Source organism: Kangiella marina, assembly GCF_039541235.1.
Lineage (GTDB): Bacteria > Pseudomonadota > Gammaproteobacteria > Enterobacterales > Kangiellaceae > Kangiella > Kangiella marina.
Window position 1 is genome coordinate 454,277 of sequence record NZ_BAABFV010000001.1, and the last position, 18,598, is coordinate 472,874.

Annotated in this window: 15 protein-coding genes; 4 read left to right on the top strand and 11 right to left on the bottom strand. The window is 43.5% G+C overall.

Annotated features, from left to right (window positions below; translation table 11 throughout):
- Nucleotides 1-149: 149 nt before the first annotated feature.
- Both prpB and ABD943_RS01975 read right to left on the bottom strand, forming a co-directional pair.
- Nucleotides 150-1,028 carry a methylisocitrate lyase gene (prpB, locus tag ABD943_RS01970; RefSeq protein WP_223579757.1) on the bottom strand — a complete coding sequence of 293 codons (879 nt, stop codon included), beginning with the start codon at nucleotides 1,026-1,028 and terminating at the stop codon, nucleotides 150-152.
- Nucleotides 1,029-1,293: 265 nt separating this feature from the next.
- Nucleotides 1,294-2,799, bottom strand: coding sequence for a fumarate hydratase (locus ABD943_RS01975; protein WP_345291518.1), 1,506 nt, complete (start codon nucleotides 2,797-2,799; stop codon nucleotides 1,294-1,296).
- 185 nt (nucleotides 2,800-2,984) lie between these two features.
- On the opposite strand from ABD943_RS01975, the gene pabB reads away from it, so the two are divergent.
- The 4 genes from pabB (at nucleotide 2,985) to ABD943_RS01995 (ending at nucleotide 7,508) form a co-directional block, all read left to right on the top strand.
- The gene (gene pabB / locus ABD943_RS01980) at nucleotides 2,985-4,415 is read left to right on the top strand and encodes an aminodeoxychorismate synthase component I (RefSeq protein ID WP_345291519.1); all 1,431 of its coding nucleotides are present in this window, start codon (nucleotides 2,985-2,987) and stop codon (nucleotides 4,413-4,415) included.
- Nucleotide 4,416: 1 nt separating this feature from the next.
- Nucleotides 4,417-4,998, top strand: coding sequence for a CoA pyrophosphatase (locus ABD943_RS01985; RefSeq protein ID WP_345291520.1), 582 nt, complete (start codon nucleotides 4,417-4,419; stop codon nucleotides 4,996-4,998).
- A gap of 100 nt (nucleotides 4,999-5,098) precedes the next feature.
- Nucleotides 5,099-6,472, top strand: coding sequence for an L-serine ammonia-lyase (locus tag ABD943_RS01990; RefSeq protein ID WP_345291521.1), 1,374 nt, complete (start codon nucleotides 5,099-5,101; stop codon nucleotides 6,470-6,472).
- Between the two features lie 139 nt (nucleotides 6,473-6,611).
- Entirely contained in the window at nucleotides 6,612-7,508 is an 897-nt protein-coding gene (locus ABD943_RS01995; RefSeq protein WP_345291522.1) for a TIGR01777 family oxidoreductase, read from the top strand.
- Nucleotides 7,509-7,653: 145 nt separating this feature from the next.
- Here the strand turns inward: ABD943_RS01995 and ABD943_RS02000 are convergent, their stop codons facing one another.
- From ABD943_RS02000 to ABD943_RS02040, 9 genes are all read right to left on the bottom strand, one after another.
- Nucleotides 7,654-9,213: an amidohydrolase family protein gene (locus ABD943_RS02000; protein WP_345291523.1), complete on the bottom strand. Its 1,560-nt coding sequence runs from the start codon at nucleotides 9,211-9,213 to the stop codon at nucleotides 7,654-7,656.
- A 215-nt stretch (nucleotides 9,214-9,428) separates the two neighbouring features.
- On the bottom strand, nucleotides 9,429-10,229 hold the full coding sequence (locus ABD943_RS02005) for an SAM-dependent methyltransferase (RefSeq protein ID WP_345291524.1): 801 nt from the start codon (nucleotides 10,227-10,229) through the stop codon (nucleotides 9,429-9,431).
- Between the two features lie 12 nt (nucleotides 10,230-10,241).
- Nucleotides 10,242-11,960 carry a tetratricopeptide repeat-containing diguanylate cyclase gene (locus tag ABD943_RS02010; RefSeq protein WP_345291525.1) on the bottom strand — a complete coding sequence of 573 codons (1,719 nt, stop codon included), beginning with the start codon at nucleotides 11,958-11,960 and terminating at the stop codon, nucleotides 10,242-10,244.
- A 7-nt stretch (nucleotides 11,961-11,967) separates the two neighbouring features.
- A complete protein-coding gene (locus ABD943_RS02015) occupies nucleotides 11,968-12,183 on the bottom strand; it encodes a hypothetical protein (RefSeq protein WP_345291526.1) in 216 nt (71 codons plus the stop codon).
- A gap of 162 nt (nucleotides 12,184-12,345) precedes the next feature.
- Nucleotides 12,346-12,885, bottom strand: a complete 540-nt coding sequence (locus tag ABD943_RS02020) for a hypothetical protein (protein ID WP_345291527.1) — start codon at nucleotides 12,883-12,885, stop codon at nucleotides 12,346-12,348.
- Nucleotides 12,886-13,131: 246 nt separating this feature from the next.
- Entirely contained in the window at nucleotides 13,132-15,900 is a 2,769-nt protein-coding gene (locus tag ABD943_RS02025; RefSeq protein WP_345291528.1) for an Ig-like domain-containing protein, read from the bottom strand.
- 173 nt (nucleotides 15,901-16,073) lie between these two features.
- A complete protein-coding gene (locus ABD943_RS02030) occupies nucleotides 16,074-16,973 on the bottom strand; it encodes a 5'-nucleotidase (RefSeq protein ID WP_345291529.1) in 900 nt (299 codons plus the stop codon).
- Between the two features lie 14 nt (nucleotides 16,974-16,987).
- Entirely contained in the window at nucleotides 16,988-17,713 is a 726-nt protein-coding gene (locus tag ABD943_RS02035; RefSeq protein ID WP_345291530.1) for an MlaA family lipoprotein, read from the bottom strand.
- 92 nt (nucleotides 17,714-17,805) lie between these two features.
- Nucleotides 17,806-18,594, bottom strand: a complete 789-nt coding sequence (locus ABD943_RS02040; protein ID WP_345291531.1) for an HvfC family RiPP maturation protein — start codon at nucleotides 18,592-18,594, stop codon at nucleotides 17,806-17,808.
- Nucleotides 18,595-18,598 lie beyond the last annotated feature (4 nt).

Genomic DNA, 18,598 nt, shown 5'->3' on the forward strand with positions numbered 1-18,598 from the left:
TCTCTTTAATGTCCAACACCTATGCTCACTCATGTCATCCTGAACTGTGACCAAGGGAAATGCCTTTAGGTAATTCAGGATCTGAGAACTCAGTGGCATAGCCTTGTAAAGATCCTGAATCAAGTTCAGGATGACATGCAAGGTAACGTCTACTTTTCTTTACCTTCAGCAAAAAGCTTATCCAGCTTCTGCTCATAATCATGGTAGCCAAGGAAATCATACAACTCTTCACGCGTTTGCATAATCTCGACCACATCGCGCTGATGACCTTTTTCTAGAACGTCGCGATAGAAAGTCTCAGCAGCTTTATTCATAGCGCGGTATGCACCACAGCAATACAAAACGATATCAACGCCCTGCTCGCCTAACTCTTCACACGAGAATAATGGCGTTTGGCCAAACTCAGTAATGTTCGCCAAAATTGGAGCGTTCACATGTTCACGGAAATATTTATAATCTTCCAGCTTGCTCATCGCTTCTGGGAAAATCATATCAGCGCCCGCTTCTAAACACGCATTCGAACGATCAATCGCTGACTGCATACCTTCGACACCAAGCGCATCAGTTCGTGCCATAATCACGAAGTTTTCGTCGGTACGCGCATCAACTGCTGCTTTAATACGATCAACCATTTCCTGCTGGCTAACGATTTCTTTATTTGGACGGTGACCACAACGCTTCGCTGCTACTTGGTCTTCCATGTGGAAGCCTGCCGCGCCAGCTTTGATTAAAGAACGCGTAGTGCGCGCGATATTAAAAGCGCCACCGAAACCGGTATCGATATCCACTAATAATGGCAGACTACAAACGTCAGTAATACGACGTATGTCTACTAATAGGTCTTCAGCAGTAGAAATACCTAGGTCAGGCATCCCCAACGAGTTCGCAGCCACACCGCCACCCGAAAGGTAAACCGCCTTGTGACCCACTTGCTCAGCCATACGCGCCGCGTACGCTGTAATGGTACCCATTACCTGTAACGGATTATTTTCTTCAACTGCTTTTCTTAATTTTAAACCTGCACTCATAATTCTTTGCCTTTTTCTTTTTTGTTGGGTTACGACTTTGTCTAACCCAACCTATTACGTATTTTTCACCAAGATTCCAGCTCAAGGCTGGAATGACAAATATCTAACTATTGGCGTAGCGAGCGATGGAAAGACAAGGCACAAAACAAAATTTAGATGCGGAGTTTACTAATAGTAAATACCCAAGGGGGCAGACCCTGACAAAGCTAAATTTTGTTTTTAACGCCGTATTTCCAAGCGCAGTAGCCAAGCTGCTATAGCTAAATCAGCCTGCTAACTTAACTTTCCAAACTTGCGGCCCCGTCTTATGGACACTTTCGCCCGACGAGTCCACCGCAACCGTCACTGGCATATCTTCAACTTCAAACTCATACACCGCTTCCATACCAAGCTCTGGGAAAGCGACGACACGTGAGTTCTTAATCGCTTTAGAGACTAAGTAAGCCGCGCCACCTGTGGCCATTAAGTACACTGATTCATGCTTTTTAATCGCTTCAATCGCTTCGTCGCCACGTTCAGCTTTACCGATCATGCCGAGTAAGCCCGTCTTATCCAGCATCATTTCAGTGAACTTATCCATACGCGTTGCGGTTGTTGGGCCTGCAGGGCCTACCGCTTCGTCGCGTACCGCGTCTACTGGGCCTACGTAATAGATAAAACGGTTATTGAAGTCGAGGCCTTCTGGCAAGCCTTCGCCTGAATCCAGTAAGTCTTTAATCTTTTTATGTGCGGCATCACGGCCGGTTAAAATTTTGCCGTTTAACAACAAGACATCGCCGGGCTTCCAGCTCGCGACCTCTTCAGGCGTGACATTGTCCATATCGACTCGCTTAGCGTCAGCAGAAGCTTCATATTCCATATCAGGCCAATCTTCGATAGACGGTGGGGTTAGCATAGCAGGCCCAGCGCCGTCTAATGTGAAGTGTATATGACGGGTGGCTGCACAGTTTGGAATCATCGCTACCGGTTTTGAGGCTGCGTGAGTTGGCCAATCTTTGATTTTGACATCAAGAACGGTGGTCACACCGCCAAGACCTTGAGCACCGATACCCAGTTTATTAACCGCCTCGTAAATTTCGATACGCAATTCTTCGACTTTATTGCTTGGGCCTTTTTTCAATAAGTCCTGCATATCGATCGGATCCATTAGGGATTCTTTCGCCAGAACCATGGCTTTTTCAGCGGTACCACCGACACCAATACCCAGCATGCCCGGTGGACACCAGCCAGCACCCATCTTAGGCACGGTTTCGACAACCCAGTCCACAATCGAATCACTTGGATTTAGCATGACAAACTTTGATTTGTTTTCAGAGCCACCACCTTTTGCGGCACAAGTGACGTCGACTTTATCGCCTTTAACCATTTCGACGTGCACCACCGCGGGCGTGTTGTCTTTAGAGTTAAGACGCTTACCCGCAGGGTCCATTAATACTGATGCGCGAAGAGGATTGTCTTCATTGGTATAAGCGCGACGAACGCCCTCATCCACCATTTCTTGAATCGTCATGCCGCCTTCAAAGCGTGCGTCCATACCCACTTTGACGAAAGCACAGGCAATTCCAGTATCCTGACAAACAGGTCTATGGCCTGTGGCAGACATGCGCGAATTGACTAGAATTTGTTTCATGGCGTCTTTAGCGGCAGGACTTTCTTCTTTTTCATAAGCCGCTGACATGGCTTGGACGAAATCTTTCGGATGGTAATAGGAAATATACTGGAAAGCGTCAGCAACGCTTTCGATAAAATCTTCGGCTTTAATTATGCCCATGCAAGGTCTCTCCGAATCTTGGTTTGCTGAGTTTATGTGAGTTACACTGAGCTTCGCTATACAAGCTACACATAAACCTCTAAAATCGGTGCATCATTATACAGGCTGGATCAGGCGTTTCCCAAATTTTGGGCGTGAATAAAGCTCAACAGCCTCTCATTTAGCTTACTTTTTAGTCAATCTGCATGAAAAAAGAGCAAACAGAAGCCGCATTCGTTGAATTACCTTATCGTGAGCCCGTCGATGTTCGAGCGCTTTTTGGACACTTTGCGGACGAACCTTGGGCGTTACTACTAGACAGTGGAAAGACTCTCCACCAAGCCGCACAGTTTGACATTATTCTTGCAAGACCAAGAGCAACCTTTGCTTTCTCAGATGGCGAGTCAGACGTTACAGGCGCGGAGATAACGATCAGCAATGATCCTTTTGACGATCTCAAGCGTTTTTACCAACTCGGTTTAGAAGATGCCCAGGCATTACCTGACGAGCTATCACAATTACCTTTTCACGGTGGTATCGCCGGTTACTGTAGTTATGATGCTGGTCGATACGTGGAAAAGCTTCCGACCAACGCCGAAGACGATATTGAATTGCCCGAACTCGCTTTTGGTTTGTATGAGTGGGCTTTTATAAGCGATCACCGAAATCACAAAAGTTACTTAGTAAAATTCTGCCACTATTGTGATGCTTATTGGAAAGATATTGTGGCTGAATTTGAAACACTTTATCAAGACGGCGTTAGCGCGCAACGCGAAGCTTTCCGCTTAAACGGAGGTTGGCAAAGCAACATGAACAAAGAGGGTTACATTAAACGCTTTAACCAAGTTCATGAATATATCCATGCTGGCGACTGTTATCAGGTGAATCTGGCCCAGCGCTTTACTGCTGACTTTGAAGGACATCCATGGAACGCCTATCTAAGGCTGACTGAACACAATCAGGCCCCCTTCTCGTCATATATGAATCTTGGAGAGCAACAAATATTGTCGCTGTCACCTGAACGATTTATACAGGTTTACCCTCAAGGCAAAGGCAAAAATAAAAAGCTGCATGTGGTTACGCAACCGATTAAAGGCACACGCCCACGTAGCAAGGATGAAGCAGAGGATAAACGATTATCCGATGAGCTAGAGAATAGCGAAAAAGACCGCGCCGAAAACTTAATGATTGTCGATCTGCTTCGTAACGATATTGGGCGCAATGCTGAGATTGGCTCGGTTAAGGTCACTAAATTATTTGAGCTCCAATCCTTTATTTCAGTTCACCATTTGGTCAGTACCATTGAAGCTGATTTAGCGCAACAAAGCGACGTTTTCACTTTGCTTAAACATTGCTTCCCGGGTGGCTCTATTACCGGTGCACCGAAAGTTCGGGCGATGGAAATTATCGAAGAACTAGAGCCTCACCGCCGCAGTATTTATTGTGGCTCAGTGATGTATTTGGATTTCCGAGGCTACCTTGACTCAAACATTGCGATCCGCACTTTAGTCACTGACAACAACAAAATCCATGCTTGGGGCGGTGGCGGTTTGGTTGCTGACTCAGAAGCAGAAAACGAGTACGAAGAAACGTTACATAAGCTCAGTAAAATACTGCCGGTTCTTGATGATGAGTAAGATGATTACACTCGACCAAATCCAGCAGGCATTAGACGCAGCTGATGAAATAACGCCTCGTACTGCGAAGCTAAGACCAAGCGCGGTTCTAGTCCCCCTGATTGAAAAGTCAGATGGATTGCACCTGCTGTTGACACAACGTGCTGAACATTTGCGTCACCATGCCGGACAAATTAGTTTTCCCGGCGGTAGTATGGACGATACTGATGATAATTTAGTCCACACAGCGCTTCGTGAAACCGAGGAGGAAGTGGGGATTGCGCAAGCCGATATTCAAGTGCTCGGCAAACTGCCCTTGCAGCCCACAGGCTCAGGTTTCTTAATTCAGCCTGTTGTGGGTATCTTACCTAACAATTTTGAGCTGATTTTGTGCCAAGATGAAGTATCGTCTGCTTTTGAAGCACCGCTCGACTTTCTGTTCGATTCGAACAATCAAATTCACTCATACAAAGAGTATGGCGGCAAAAATTACTCTATCTATTCAATCCCTTACGATGGTTGGAATATCTGGGGCGCGACCGCTAATATCATCGTAAAATTTTCTCAGTTGATAAACCACTCAACATATATCGATAAGTTATAAATAACTGGTCAGATGTCAGGCTTCTAACCGCTTGCTTTCATAGCCAGTGGCACCTATAACCATTACAATAAAGCTATCAACTTCAAATGAGGTAAACACTTTGGCGATTAGCGTATTCGACATGTTCAGCATTGGTATTGGCCCTTCCAGCTCTCACACGGTTGGCCCGATGCGTGCAGCACATCGTTTTATCGAGTTCATCACCGAAAAAGGGTTATTAGACTCGACGCATCGTGTTGTCAGTGAGTTATATGGTTCACTAGGAGCTACCGGTAAAGGTCACGGCTCTGACACCGCTGTACTGCTAGGCTTAGAGGGACACTTACCCGAGGAAATTAATCCCGATATTATTCCAGAGCGCTTAGAAGTCATTCGTGGTGATGGCAAGATTCACTTGAATGAAGCAAAAGTGATCAACTTTAATGAAGACAAAGATCTCGTTTTATACAAGAAAAAGTCACTCCCAAAGCATGCCAACGGGATGATTTTTTATGCGTACGACGAAGACGGAAATCAAATAGCGCAAAGAACTTTTTATTCTGTTGGTGGCGGCTTCGTGGTAAATGATGATGTCGATGCAGATGCGCCCATCATCGAAGATGACACTAAGGTTAAATACCCTTTCAGCTCGGCTAAAGAGTTAATGGACATTTGCGAAGAAGAAGGCATTTGCATTTCTACTTTGATGATGGAAAACGAAAAGTCATGGCGCTCCGAAGAAGAAGTCCGCAGTAAGCTTTTGGAAATTTGGCGTGCTATGGAAGAGTGCATTAAGCGCGGCTGTAACCGCGAGGGAATTTTACCGGGTGGCCTAAAAGTAAAACGTCGTGCGCCGGGAATTTATCGCAAGTTAAAGTCAGAAAGCAACACCACAGATACCTTGTCCACCATGGACTGGGTAGACTTATATGCTCTAGCAGTAAATGAAGAGAATGCGGCTGGCGGACGTGTTGTCACAGCTCCGACGAATGGTGCTGCGGGCATTATTCCTGCTGTCTTGTATTACTTCATGCGCTTTAATCCAAACGCCGATGAAAAAGCCGTCATTCGGTTCTTGCTAACCGCAGGCGCGATTGGCGTTTTGTATAAGTTAAACGCTTCCATTTCTGGTGCAGAAGTGGGTTGCCAAGGCGAAGTCGGCACAGCCTGCTCGATGGCCGCTGGCGCTTTAACAGAAGTCATGGGCGGCTCTCCCCTGCAAGTGGAAAATGCTGCAGAAATCGGCATGGAACATAACTTAGGTTTAACCTGTGATCCGGTGGGCGGTTTAGTGCAGGTGCCATGCATTGAACGTAACGCCATGGGTGCGATTAAAGCCATTAACGCCTCTCGCTTAGCGATGCGTGGCGATGGTCAACACAAGGTCTCACTGGATAAAGTCATTAAGACCATGTGGGCGACCGGTAAAGATATGCGCGACAAATACAAGGAAACTGCTCGTGGCGGTTTAGCGGTACACATTATTGAGTGCTAGATTTGTATCTTTTATCCCTGTAAAGGCGCTGCGGCGCCTTTTTTGGTTTCTGCCACAATTAAGCTTCTTCACTTAACTAATGACGCTCTTCTGATATAGTGGTCTTAACAATAGAAATACTATCTCAGGGGGAGTTATTATGTCTCATGTTCTGATCACTGGTGGTACCGGCTTTATTGGGCGCAACCTTGTGCCTTTGCTTAAAGCTCAATCCCATGAGGTTACGGTCTTAACCCGCTCTCCTGATAAATACCGAGCCTACCCAACGTTTAAAGACGTTAAACTCACCAGCTCTTTAACCGAGGTATCGGCTGTCGATGTTGTTATCAATTTGGCCGGGGCCAATTTATCGGCAAAGCGTTGGAGTGACCGCTATAAGCAAGAAATCGTCGAAAGCCGCTTAAACTTGACCGAGAACTTAGTGCAGTGGATTAATGGCCAACAACAAAAACCTCATACTCTCATTAGTGGCTCAGCTATCGGTTATTACGGTGCAAGAGGCAATGAGGAGCTTGATGAAGAGTCAACCTCAGGAAGTGCGTCAGAGTTTCAGGTGCGGTTATGTTCGCGGTGGGAAGATGCCGCTTATAAAGCCGAGTCGCTCGGCGTTCGTGTCTGCTGCATTCGAACCGGAGTGGTGTTAGGTGATGAAGGTGCATTGCAGCAAATGGTAACCCCGTTTAAATTTGGAGTCGGTGGTAAACTCGGTAGCGGGAACCAGTATTTTTCATGGATTCATATACACGATCATATCAGAGCTATCATGCACCTTATTGATAACGAAGAACTCAAAGGGACTTTCAATCTTACAGCGCCGAATCCAGTAACTAACGAGCGCCTAACCAATGCTCTAGGCTCTGTATTACACCGCCCCACTTTTGCCACCATGCCAGCATTTGCGTTGAAGATTATTGTTGGCGAAATGGCGACAATGCTGCTCACTGGACAGCGCGTTTTCCCCAAAAAACTGGTCAAAAGCAGCTTCACCTTTGAGTACTCGACTATTGATGAAGCCTTGGGCGATTTATTGAATTAGACTTAAGTCAAAAAGGAAGGCCGGCTGGGCCTCCCTCTCGTGTCATCCTGAATTTCATTCAAAGCCTTCTCGCCACAAGATGCTCATCCTTATTAAGATTCTAATTTTCATCAGAATGACCAAAGCATGACTAAGCTTCGCCGGTTTACTTCGAGTGCTTAGCTTGCTCAACCAGTTGCTTAACGTCTTCTCGAAGCTGTTTGGCGTCAAAAATAATACCGTCTTTGATGGTGTACTTTACGCCTCCAACATACTCCGCCTTGTTATCAAGCCCTAGTCGGTAATGCCCTGTGCCGTACAACACTTTAAAGTTTGCAATAGGGTTCTCTTCTATGATGACTAAGTCAGCTAACTTACCGGCTTGAATCGTACCAATCTTATCGTCCATGCCGAGTGCCTCGGCACCGTTAATCGTAGCAGACTGAATAACTTCGAGTGGGTGGAAGCCTGCTTCTTGTAACAACTCTAATTCACGAATAAATCCAAAGCCGAAGATTTTATAAATATACCCCGTATCCGATCCCGTGGTCACTCGGCCACCATGGTTTTTAAAATCATTGAGGAAGCTCATCCAGATTCGATAATTGTTTTTCCAATCAATTTCGTTCTGAGTTGTCCAGTCGAAAAAATAAGAACCGTGTGACTCGCGATTAGGTTCGAAGAACTGCTTGAGCTTAGGGTGAGTAAACTCTTTGTGCCATGGTGCGTTTCGAGCACGCATCACATCACGGCTAGCTTCATAAATGGTCAACGTAGGGTTTAGCGTAAAGTCTAACTCAATCAGCTCATCGCGAACCGCGTTCCACCTGTCAGAGCCTTTCTTAGCAGCCTGTTGCCATAAGCGACCAGCTTCCGTAAAGCGGTGTGACTCGTTGTTGTAGTTATATTCTAGTGGATAATCTTGAATCACTTGATCTTCAAATAAAGCCTCTGGCAAGCCATACCAATGCTCCATAGATGTCAGTCCTAGACGAGCAGAGTCTAAAGCATTAGTACCGACAACATTCAACTGCGCATGATGCATCATGGTGCCTAAGCCTTGCTTATTGGCTTCATCCAGCGCCGCCTCCATCATCGGACGTGGCAAACCAAAGAACTTAATGCCTTTTGCACCTTTATCAGCCACATGGCGCACCCAGCGTCGAGTGTCCTTCGCCGTAGTAATTTCCTTATCCCAATCCATATTGAAGCCAACATAAGGCACGATCCGTGGCGCGGTAATTGTGTTATCTTGACTTAACTCTTGATGCTTTAAGGTCCAGTCCAATCCGTTGAAGCTTCCCGGCTCACGGACTGTAGTAATGCCATGCCCTAGCCATAATTTGAACGGATACTCAGCAGGTAAGCCATCGACACTACCGGCAATATGGCCATGCATATCGACAAACCCTGGCAAGACATAATGCCCCGAAATATCCACGACCTTATCGCCCGCTCCAGCTTTAGGACGTTTTGATTCATCAATAGCAACCCCGGGCGCTCCAACCGAGCGTACTGAAACAATTGTATTGTCTTCAATAATAATATCGACAGGACCAAACGGCGGTGCCCCCTTACCATCAATCACAATCCCACCACGCAAAATCAAACGCTCAAACGGCCCCTGGCCCTCAGCTCGCTCTGGTGCATCTAAGGTTCGCGCTTTTGCAAAGCTGCTGCCTACAAGCAGACATAAGACTAGTGCTGACTTCAAAAAAAGTTTCATAATCGTTTGATATTCCCCAGTTTAAGTGCCAACAAGCTTAAAACAATTAAGGGAACAAAACAAATAAGGGATGGCTGTATTGATGAGGCGTCATAGCCAATGACACCTACTGAATACGTTGAGTTTTTCCTGAAGTTCTCAATACATAAAGCGCTTTCTATTGATGGCTTTTTTAAGGAGAGATTGGTGTGACTTTTAACTGAATTTAGCGCTATTTAACCGAAGTCGCTGATATCCAACCCGAACTCATCTAAAGCGCCTTTATCCAGCTTCAACCCTGTTAAAGGAGGAATGACTAAGGTTGAAATCGTCGATATGTCTATCTGAGGCAACTCTTTAAGCATGAACGTATCTATTCGTGGCTTCTGCACCGGTATAAAAGGAGCTTCATACAGGATCATTTCATGCTGAAGTGGGTACCATTTATTCAAAATACGCACTGTCGCCTTCAAATTCTCTTGCGTTGTTTTAAGTGTTTTTAGCGTATGCTCACCGGCTAGACCAATTTGCCATAAAATGGTGTAGGCTGATGTATTTAGCGGTACTCCGCTAAATAAAAACTGAGTCGCTTCATAAGCTTGGCAACCGGTAGTACCGGGGTCGATACCCAGATCGGCATAAAGACACGCATCCGCGGAAACCCCCGGAAGCATCTGAGCTGGATACCCCTCCGTTTTCAAGCGCTCGATAGCAAAATGTCCGACACAGGCAAAAATACCTGGATGACCATACAGCGCCAGTACGACTTTATTTCCCTCTCGCACCGACTGGCAAACGACCTCGGTCATGTCTTGGTACGTTTGACGACGAGACTTACCTTCAGCGTACAAATACTGGAGGCTTTTATAGGATGGATTTATCGACTTTACCCAGTCTTCTGAAAGCTTATCTGGCAAAATGCCAAAAACACGTTCAGCCTGCTCAAGATAGTTTTTAGATAGGGTTGTAATTTGCCCGGCAAGAGTAATACCAGTGCCAATGCATGTTAAAGAACCATTGGCTTTTTTAATATTCATAGTTATAACAGCTTAATATACTTGGACTTGGTTTCGACCGTTTCTCTTGGCTTGATACATAGCATTATCAGCCTCAATAATCAGCTCTTCTAAAGACTCACCGTTACTCTTTTCCGCAACGCCGAAACTTGCAGTAATGCGGAAGTCACTGGGTAGTTTCGCATGCTCTATTTCTTTAAAGGCTTTAGCACAACGTTCAATAAACTTTATAGCATCTTCGCTCATACACTGAGGCAGGATAACAATAAACTCTTCGCCGCCTAGCCTACCAAATACATCAACCGGGCGTATTCTTTCCTTCACACAATCGCTCACTTGTTTTAATACCCAGTCACCCATTGCATGGCCAAACCGATCATTAACAGTTTTGAAGTAATCCAAATCAAAAATAATGACGCAATAACGGCTATCGTTGATTAGGCTATTATGATGAACATCATTAGCCAGTTTTAATGCAGACCTGCGGTTTAAGGTGTTTGTCAAAGCATCGACTTGAGAAAGCCTTTGGTAACGTTCTTTTTGTTTTTTTACTCGCCACAACCATAAACTAATCCCTGTTAACACGGTTAGCACTATCACTAGAAGCAATTGAAAGTTTCTTTTCGACTGAACTTCGACTTGACTGGTCAGTGCTAACAACTTATTTTTTTGATCTAAAATTTTGATTTGTGCGTCTTGATCCAAGTGTGCATATTTAACTTTTTGAAAAGCTAAGTTTTTATCCGCCTGCTCTTTCAGCATCTTATCTTGGATAATGGCAAGCTCTAATAAAGCCTTATAAGCCTCACTATAGTTATTATTTTTTTCATAGTACTTCGCCATTAATTCTGTCGCATCCTTTCGGCTCACACCAGACTCTTGCACTTCAGTTTTATGTAGAACTTCGTCAATATACACCTTAGCCTTTTGAAACTCGCCAGTCTCAATATAGACACGAGCTAAGCCAAGCTTGATCTTCAAAATATCAGGCTGGTAACCATTGTCAGCAGATATTTTTAGCGCTGCTCTATAAGCTAACTCAGACTTTTCTAGCTGGCCATGATTAAAGTAATTTTGCGCTAAATTTTTATATAAATTGGCATCGACAACCAAGATATTAAGGCCTTTACAATACTCAATGCTTTCTTTAAGCCGCTCGTCATGATTTATGCTCCTATCTTGCCTTAAATAGATATTAGCTACTAATGCTTTCACATAGCACTGATTTTCATTATTATTCATCGCCACGGCAATATCACTTGCTTTAAGGACGTACTCTAGAGCTGCGTCGTAATCACCTAACTCTACAAAAATATTAGCTGCGGCATAGTATGAAGTGAACTGCAAGGACCGGTCTTGAATTTTAGGCGTTACAGACAAACCTTCAAACAGGTAATTAAAAGCCTTTTGATATTCATTCAGGCTCATATAGATTTGAGACAGTAACGAATAAGCAGCTAGCCTTGAGTCCTCAGACACCCCAGGCAGTTGTAACAATAACCTTAAGGGGCTTTGTGCTTTTTGACTCTCTGATTTCAGTATATAGAAATACGATTCTTGAACGTAAAACCGGGCTTTTTGTTCATCAGTCTCAAAATCTCCCCACCGACTTTTTAAGTCCTGAATCAGCCGAAACGCTTGCCCAGAGTCGCTAGTATTGCTCTGCTTTAATTGCTGCAAGTCTTGCTCTATATCTGCTTTGGCTGTATCAAATATAAAAAGCAGAGCTAGTACTAAAATAAATCTTTTCACTGGAAGGTTACAGGTTATGCTCTTTTACATTATGAACAACAACAGCGTACTCTCCTCCACCTGTCAACTCTTTTACTTTGTCCATATCAGCATGTTGAACTGCATTAATTTCGTCATCATTTAAACCAGCAGCTTCCATCGTCGCAACAGGCTCAGCTTTATACGCTTCCATTAACTTAGCATTAGTGCCAAGCTCGGTTAAAAACTTATTTAACGTTGACATTTTATTCCCTACGGTAGTTGTTTATTATTTCTGCAACCATAAATAGTACAGATTTCAACGCATTATGCTACTTTTTTTTGCTACATGATAGATGTCCAGTGATTTTGATACCTCGAAAAGCTCAGCATCAAGACCTGTTAAATTGTACTCTGACCCTATTTGTTATTCTTTAAATTGGAAGCCAGCTTTCCCTCGGAGTTCGTAATCAAAGAACTCTATCTTATTTTGACCACTATCATAATGTCCAATGCCTAGTCTAATAATACCGTTTTTTTTGGAGTAATAAATAGTATTTATATTGTCTAAGACTAGACGGTTTATATCAGAATTAACCTCAAGTAAGACTACGAATATTTTATCTTCATTACTTTCTAATACATGATCTACCACATAATTTATACCGTTAAATGTCCAAGTTTTCGGAAGCTTTGAAGACTTAGGAATTGCAAAGTTGAAAATGGGACTTTCTATACAGTTAACTTCATTGCTTGAACAATCTTTAAGAAAATATCCTGAACTTCCTATTCCTGCATGATTATCTACAACATCTAAAACGAAGGCTGGTTTATATTTATTAACATAAACATAAACTTTATTGTTTGAATGCGTTGTCATACAACCAGCTAGTGAAATTAAAAATACATATAACGGTAAAAAATTTACTTTCATTAATATTCTCCTGGGAACATCCTTTTGAGCCATTCATCAACATTCTTTTCATTATTGGGATGGTCTTTCCAAGCCCCATTAGCTTTTATCATGTTTTTATTCAGGATACCATGACCCAACTCATGTCCGACCACCCCTTAGCAGAATGATCCCCTAGCTTCAAATTAATAAAACAATAATTAGGGTCAGAGTATCATTAATTAGTGCAATTACCCGCCGTATTCTTTAGAGCTAAAAAAGCCGCAATAAATGCGGCTTTTTATTTGGTGATTTAATGCTCTACTTGAGCCTTAATCTAGTCACTAATATTGCAAAAAGTAAAGATAGTAGCCACCAGTCATTTGAACCGCCACCGGATGACGGGGCATTAACAGTAATACGGACACTTGCTGTAGCAGAAGCTCCGTAAGGGTCAGTCACCGTATACTGGAAGCTATCACTGCCCGAAAAGCCCGCATTTGGTGTATAAGTAAAGCTGGTTCCTGAAACAGTTAAGCTACCACTTGACGGGTTTGAGTTTTCTATAGTTAACTCATCGCCATCTGAGTCTGTGGTGCTAAAAGTACCTGAAACTGCTGTATCTACGCTAGTGCTTATTGTCACCAAATTAGCAACCGGTGCATTATTGATTACTGCTATCGTGACTGTAGCCGTTGACTCTGCACCACTAGCATCCATCGCAGTGTATTCAAAAGTATCCTCTCCACTAAACCCTTCGTTTGGCGTATAAACAAAGCTACTGCCTGAAACAGTTAAGCTACCATTTTCTGGGTTAGTATGGTTATAGGTTAACTCATCGCCATCTGGATCCGACGCTTCAAAGTCACCTGACACTTCTGTTTCTGTTCCTGTTGATAAGTTTACAGGGTTAGCAACTGGAGCATCATTCACAACATTAACCGTTAATGTTACTGTCGCTTCAGCTTTGCCTCCGTGCACATCCTTTGCTGAGAAAGTAAACGAATCTTGTCCATTGAAATTCAAAGCGGGTTCATAAGTAAACAGGCCGTTAGCTGAAATAGTCACTGTACCGTTGGAAGGCTCAGTCACAATACCAAATGTAATGTCGTCACCCTCAGGATCGGTAGCACTTACAGACTCATCAATAGATGTGTCTTCATCAAGAGTAAAGTCAGCGCTGGCTGCTGTAGGAGATAAGTTAAACTGATAAGCTCTAAGCTCGTTCTCGAACTGGACAGCGCCAACGATATCTGAGCCGTCAAATGCTAAACTTGATAATTCAGGTACTGCTTCTAGCTGACTAATGATAGAAATATTAGCAGAGTCAGAAATATCTACGGCTAACAAGCCATTTGTTGAGCTTAATAGAATCGTATCTGAGTCGATTTCAGTAGCCGCTGTCACAAGACCAAAACCTGAAAGCTGGCCAATATGATTAGCCGCTGTGAGGTCAGAGATGTCGATTAAGAATACGCCGAAGTCACTTGCAGAAATCGCAACGTCCCCTGTAACGAATAATTTTGCTGAGGTTACCTCAGACATCGTCGGAACAGATACAACCGAAGGATTAGCAGTATCAGAAAAATCAACAGCCAACAACTCTGCGTTGACACTTGAAGCTAGTACATAGTCACCATAAGGAGTGATTTCTTTGATGTAGTGCTTAGCTCCTGAGCTTGCGGGCGGCAATGTGATTGACGATACTAACGATGGTACATTAGTACTTACATCGTATACTACGATAGTGCCATCACTGGCCCCGACATACAGAGTATTGTCACGTTCTTTAAGGTAAGTGATAAACCCATCTGCGCTAGGCGTTTTACTATCAAGGAACGAACTAGGATCTAAGGTCGAAAAATCATAGGTATCTAGATTTTTTTCAACACCCAACCAGCCGATATTATTTTTGATCTCAGCTGCCTGAGTATTAACCCCAGCAACCAAAGGGATGCGGCTTTTTGGTATAAATGAGTATTCAGCATCTATATCGATGATGTGGAACAGTCCAGTTTCATCAGAAACCAACACTCTTCCATCACTCATATCTAAATCCTCAGGAATCATCGATTGACCGTAGCTACCCAACGGATCCATATAAGGTACGGCCTCTGATGAAATATCTAAAGTTCTTAGTCCATCAACTCCATAAGCAACATACAGAGCATCTGCACTGTTTGTGAAGCCATATATTTCGTGAGTACCAGCTCTAATATCATCTTGGAAGGTAGGAGAGTTTGGAGTGCTTATATCGAACTGAAAAATCCAACCATTAAATTTACCAGCAAATAATTTATCTCCAATAACATGAAGAGACTTTAGAACTTCAATATCTTCAAAGGAGGACCCCGTATTGACAGTGCTTACGAATGACGGATTATTTACATCGGAAATATCATAGACACGCAAACCACCTGCAGCTCCAATATATAAAGTATCACCCACTATTGATGCGTCATAGTAAAGGGTACCTTCCGCCTCTGCTAAAGTGAGCTCTGTAATAAGGTTCTCGTCAGTAAGGTCAAAGGCTCTCACTTTCTTAAAACGACTGACCGTATAGAGGTAATTACCATCTATTTTTGCTTCAGAGACATTTCCTAATGAACCAAATGTTTGTGTATTGATATTTTGTAGGTTAGTCAGATCTGATGCATTAAAAACAGCTATATCACTATTGCCACCGATCATGTACATGCGGTTACCTACTAACTTAACGCTGTTTACTGCATAACCTGAAGAGTCAAATGTCCCGATCAATGTCGGAGCAGAGCTATCTGAGACATCAAAGAAATGAACCTCAAATGCACAGCGGACAACCAGAGTATTTCCATCGATATCTAAATCTGTTGAACCACAACCAACAGCCAGTTCATCGATTAAAACTACATTCGAGCTATCAGTGACATCTAATATTATTAGATCTTCATTACTATCAACAGCATATGCGGTATTGTTATGGTATGCCACGTCATAGAATGGCCCCATTCCGTAGGATGACTCTAAATCAACCAAAGTGCCATCAAGAGCACGACTGTCTGTGGAAATAAAGGATAAAGCGCAAGCAAGTGTCGCAAGTATTTTTTTCATGGATTGTTTTCCTTTTTTTATATATCAAGCCCATTTTTTTCCAAACAGGCGGTAGAACTTTACTGTTTGCGAAAAAAAAACACAAGTAATTCTCAAAAAAATAGAGTTTATAGTAGGTGTTAATGCAAATTTGACTTAAGTGGATGCAGGCTTAGATAGAAACAGGTTTTAGCTCAGGAGTTAATCACGCCATTGGGGACGTGGCCGCTTGGGACATGGCCTTTAGCACGGTCTATATGCCCTTCTTGATCATCAAAGAAGACGTCAGCACCAAAAGCTTTGAGGAATTTAGTTTTGTCCATACCACCGAGGAACAGGGCTTCGTCAATACGGATATCCCAGTAGCGTAAAGTCCGTATAACGCGCTCATGCGCTGGTGCTGAGCGTGCAGTGACGAGTGCGGTACGGATCGGACAATTATCTTGGGTGTATTCTTTTTGCAGTTTATGAAGCGCGGAAAGGAAGTTTTTGAAAGGACCGCCTTCCAAGGGCTTTTGTGCTGACTGTTTTTCAGAGCGAGTAAACTCTTCTAGACCATCTTGTTGGAAGATCTGCTCTGCTTCGTCAGAGAATAAAACGGCGTCGCCGTCAAAGGCGAACTTTATAATGTCGCTTTCGTTGTTGGACTGTGTCGGAGATACAATGGTTGCAGCGGCAATACCGGCATTAATTGCTTGCAGTACATCTTTCGGGTTAGTCGATAAAAATAGGTGTGCACCAAAGGCTTCGGCGTAAAGGTACGGGCTATTGCCAGAAGTAAAAGCAGCCCGTGTGATTTTTAATTGATGATTCTCAATAGAGTTAAAGACACGAAGTCCTGTATCAGCGCTATTTCGGGATAATAAAATCACCTCTACTTTTGGCGTGTCTTTTTTTGTTTCATTCAAAGAAAGGAGTTTTTTTACTAGGCCGAAAGCAGCGCCAGGCTTAAGCAGTTCATCCTCATGCTCAATCTGATACTGCGCATAACTATTTACGCCACTTTCCATGTAGATGCGGTGACTTTCTGCCAGATCGAACAAGGCAGTCGATGAAATAGCGATGACTAAGGTATCGTTAAACTCTATCGGCATAATGATTTATATTTTTACCACTCTTCGCACTCTTCCTCAAACTCACATTCATCTTCAATTGGCGGACGCCCATCATGAATCAAAAACTCACGACGCTGCAAGTAAGCATCGCGTACCATGAGATACTCGTCCAAAGCACCTTCAAGTTGTTCCTCTAGCGGCAGTAGTTCGGCTCGAGTATTGATCAACCATAAGGAGCGAAGTGCCCACTCAGTTTGTGAGTCATTAAGCTCATCATAAGGGCTATAAAATGCAAAGGTGTCAATGGCAAAGCCAGAACCATCTCTGACTGTCGAAGGCCCAATAAATGGCAACATGATAAACGGTCCAGACTCAAAGCCCCACACTGCGAGTGTCTGTCCAAAGTCTTCTTCTTCTCTTTCTAGCCCCATCTCTGTAGCAGGATCGAGTAAACCAGCAATACCAATGGTGCTATTGATTAAAAAGCGCCCCGTGTCTTTACCGGCTTTGAGAAACTTACCTTGCAAAATATCATTCAGAATCGTGGTGATTTCACCTAGGTTGCTAAAAAAGTTAGAGACACCTTTTTCAACAGGATCTGGGGTAATGTATTGATAACCTTCAGCAACAGGTTTAAGTAATGCTTTGTCGATGGAGCGGTTAAAATCCCAAACAGCCCTGTTTCGTTCTTCATAAGGATCTTTTGGATTATCGCCAGTCGTAGCGCAAGCTGTCAGCAAAATAGCGGACAAAAATATTAGGATGGGGTTACTTCTCATTCCTTAATAACCTTAATATTCTCAGTATGCGCTAATCATAAAGCACATCACTTCATATGACTAGTCTTAAGCGGTCTCTACGCGCGGTTTTATTAGGCGGTTCCTAGGAGAATGTCACGCTCTAGCAAACTGGTTAAAATTTGCTGGCCACCATTCAGTAGCTGTTCAGGCTGAGGGAAATTGGTTTCCTCAATCAGTTGCTCTAAGGCCTGTTTGCCCGTGATCTGCCGACCTTCATGCAAGTGTTCAATAAAAATATCCAGCAAGCGATAAGTCATTGAATTTCCTTCCATAAAGTCAACTTCATGCTTACGGTTTCGGCTAATCAATAGAAATGTTGGTGTTTCTGGAGGGGTATCTGGCAGATAACTGGGGCCAATTCTGTGCACCGGATATTCATACACTAAGCTATGAGCTAAAGGAGACACCACAACCGGCTCGCTAACGAGGTCGCCATTGCGCTCGTGGGGAATTTGCAGGATGTTTTCTTTGGCTGAAACAGTCGCAACCTCCATCCATTCCCAGTGTGCCAGTTCAAGCATAAATGGAAAATCATCACCTTCGGGCTTTCTGTGCTCTGAAAGATAATTAAAAAACTCTTTTGAAATTTCAATGAAGTAAGGTGACTCAGCTCTATAGTTCGTAAAAAAATCGCGAACCATGCGATGCCACTTATCATCGGCGGTTATTGACCGCAACACAGGAAAACTGTTCTTACAGAAGCTTTCGATATTATTGTAGAACAGATCTTGATAGACCTTCATGCGCCGAGCTTCTATCCCTTCTGGTGCTTTCGCCTCAGCGGGATTTCGCAGGTTCTTTGAGAATTCATATTGGATTTGCTGGAATCTATTGTGAGAGTTAGGTTTTGGATCAGTCATAGGC

What these genes read in the sequence shown, in the direction of transcription:
- prpB (WP_223579757.1), bottom strand. Translation starts at nt 1,028, where the DNA reads ATGAGTGCAGGTTTAAAATTAAGAAAAGCAGTTGAAGAAAATAATCCG.
- ABD943_RS01975 (WP_345291518.1), bottom strand. Translation starts at nt 2,799, where the DNA reads ATGGGCATAATTAAAGCCGAAGATTTTATCGAAAGCGTTGCTGACGCT.
- pabB (WP_345291519.1), top strand. Translation starts at nt 2,985, where the DNA reads ATGAAAAAAGAGCAAACAGAAGCCGCATTCGTTGAATTACCTTATCGT.
- ABD943_RS01985 (WP_345291520.1), top strand. Translation starts at nt 4,417, where the DNA reads ATGATTACACTCGACCAAATCCAGCAGGCATTAGACGCAGCTGATGAA.
- ABD943_RS01995 (WP_345291522.1), top strand. Translation starts at nt 6,612, where the DNA reads ATGTCTCATGTTCTGATCACTGGTGGTACCGGCTTTATTGGGCGCAAC.
- ABD943_RS02000 (WP_345291523.1), bottom strand. Translation starts at nt 9,213, where the DNA reads ATGAAACTTTTTTTGAAGTCAGCACTAGTCTTATGTCTGCTTGTAGGC.
- ABD943_RS02005 (WP_345291524.1), bottom strand. Translation starts at nt 10,229, where the DNA reads ATGAATATTAAAAAAGCCAATGGTTCTTTAACATGCATTGGCACTGGT.
- ABD943_RS02015 (WP_345291526.1), bottom strand. Translation starts at nt 12,183, where the DNA reads ATGTCAACGTTAAATAAGTTTTTAACCGAGCTTGGCACTAATGCTAAG.
- ABD943_RS02020 (WP_345291527.1), bottom strand. Translation starts at nt 12,885, where the DNA reads ATGGCTCAAAAGGATGTTCCCAGGAGAATATTAATGAAAGTAAATTTT.
- ABD943_RS02025 (WP_345291528.1), bottom strand. Translation starts at nt 15,900, where the DNA reads ATGAAAAAAATACTTGCGACACTTGCTTGCGCTTTATCCTTTATTTCC.
- ABD943_RS02030 (WP_345291529.1), bottom strand. Translation starts at nt 16,973, where the DNA reads ATGCCGATAGAGTTTAACGATACCTTAGTCATCGCTATTTCATCGACT.
- ABD943_RS02035 (WP_345291530.1), bottom strand. Translation starts at nt 17,713, where the DNA reads ATGAGAAGTAACCCCATCCTAATATTTTTGTCCGCTATTTTGCTGACA.
- ABD943_RS02040 (WP_345291531.1), bottom strand. Translation starts at nt 18,594, where the DNA reads ATGACTGATCCAAAACCTAACTCTCACAATAGATTCCAGCAAATCCAA.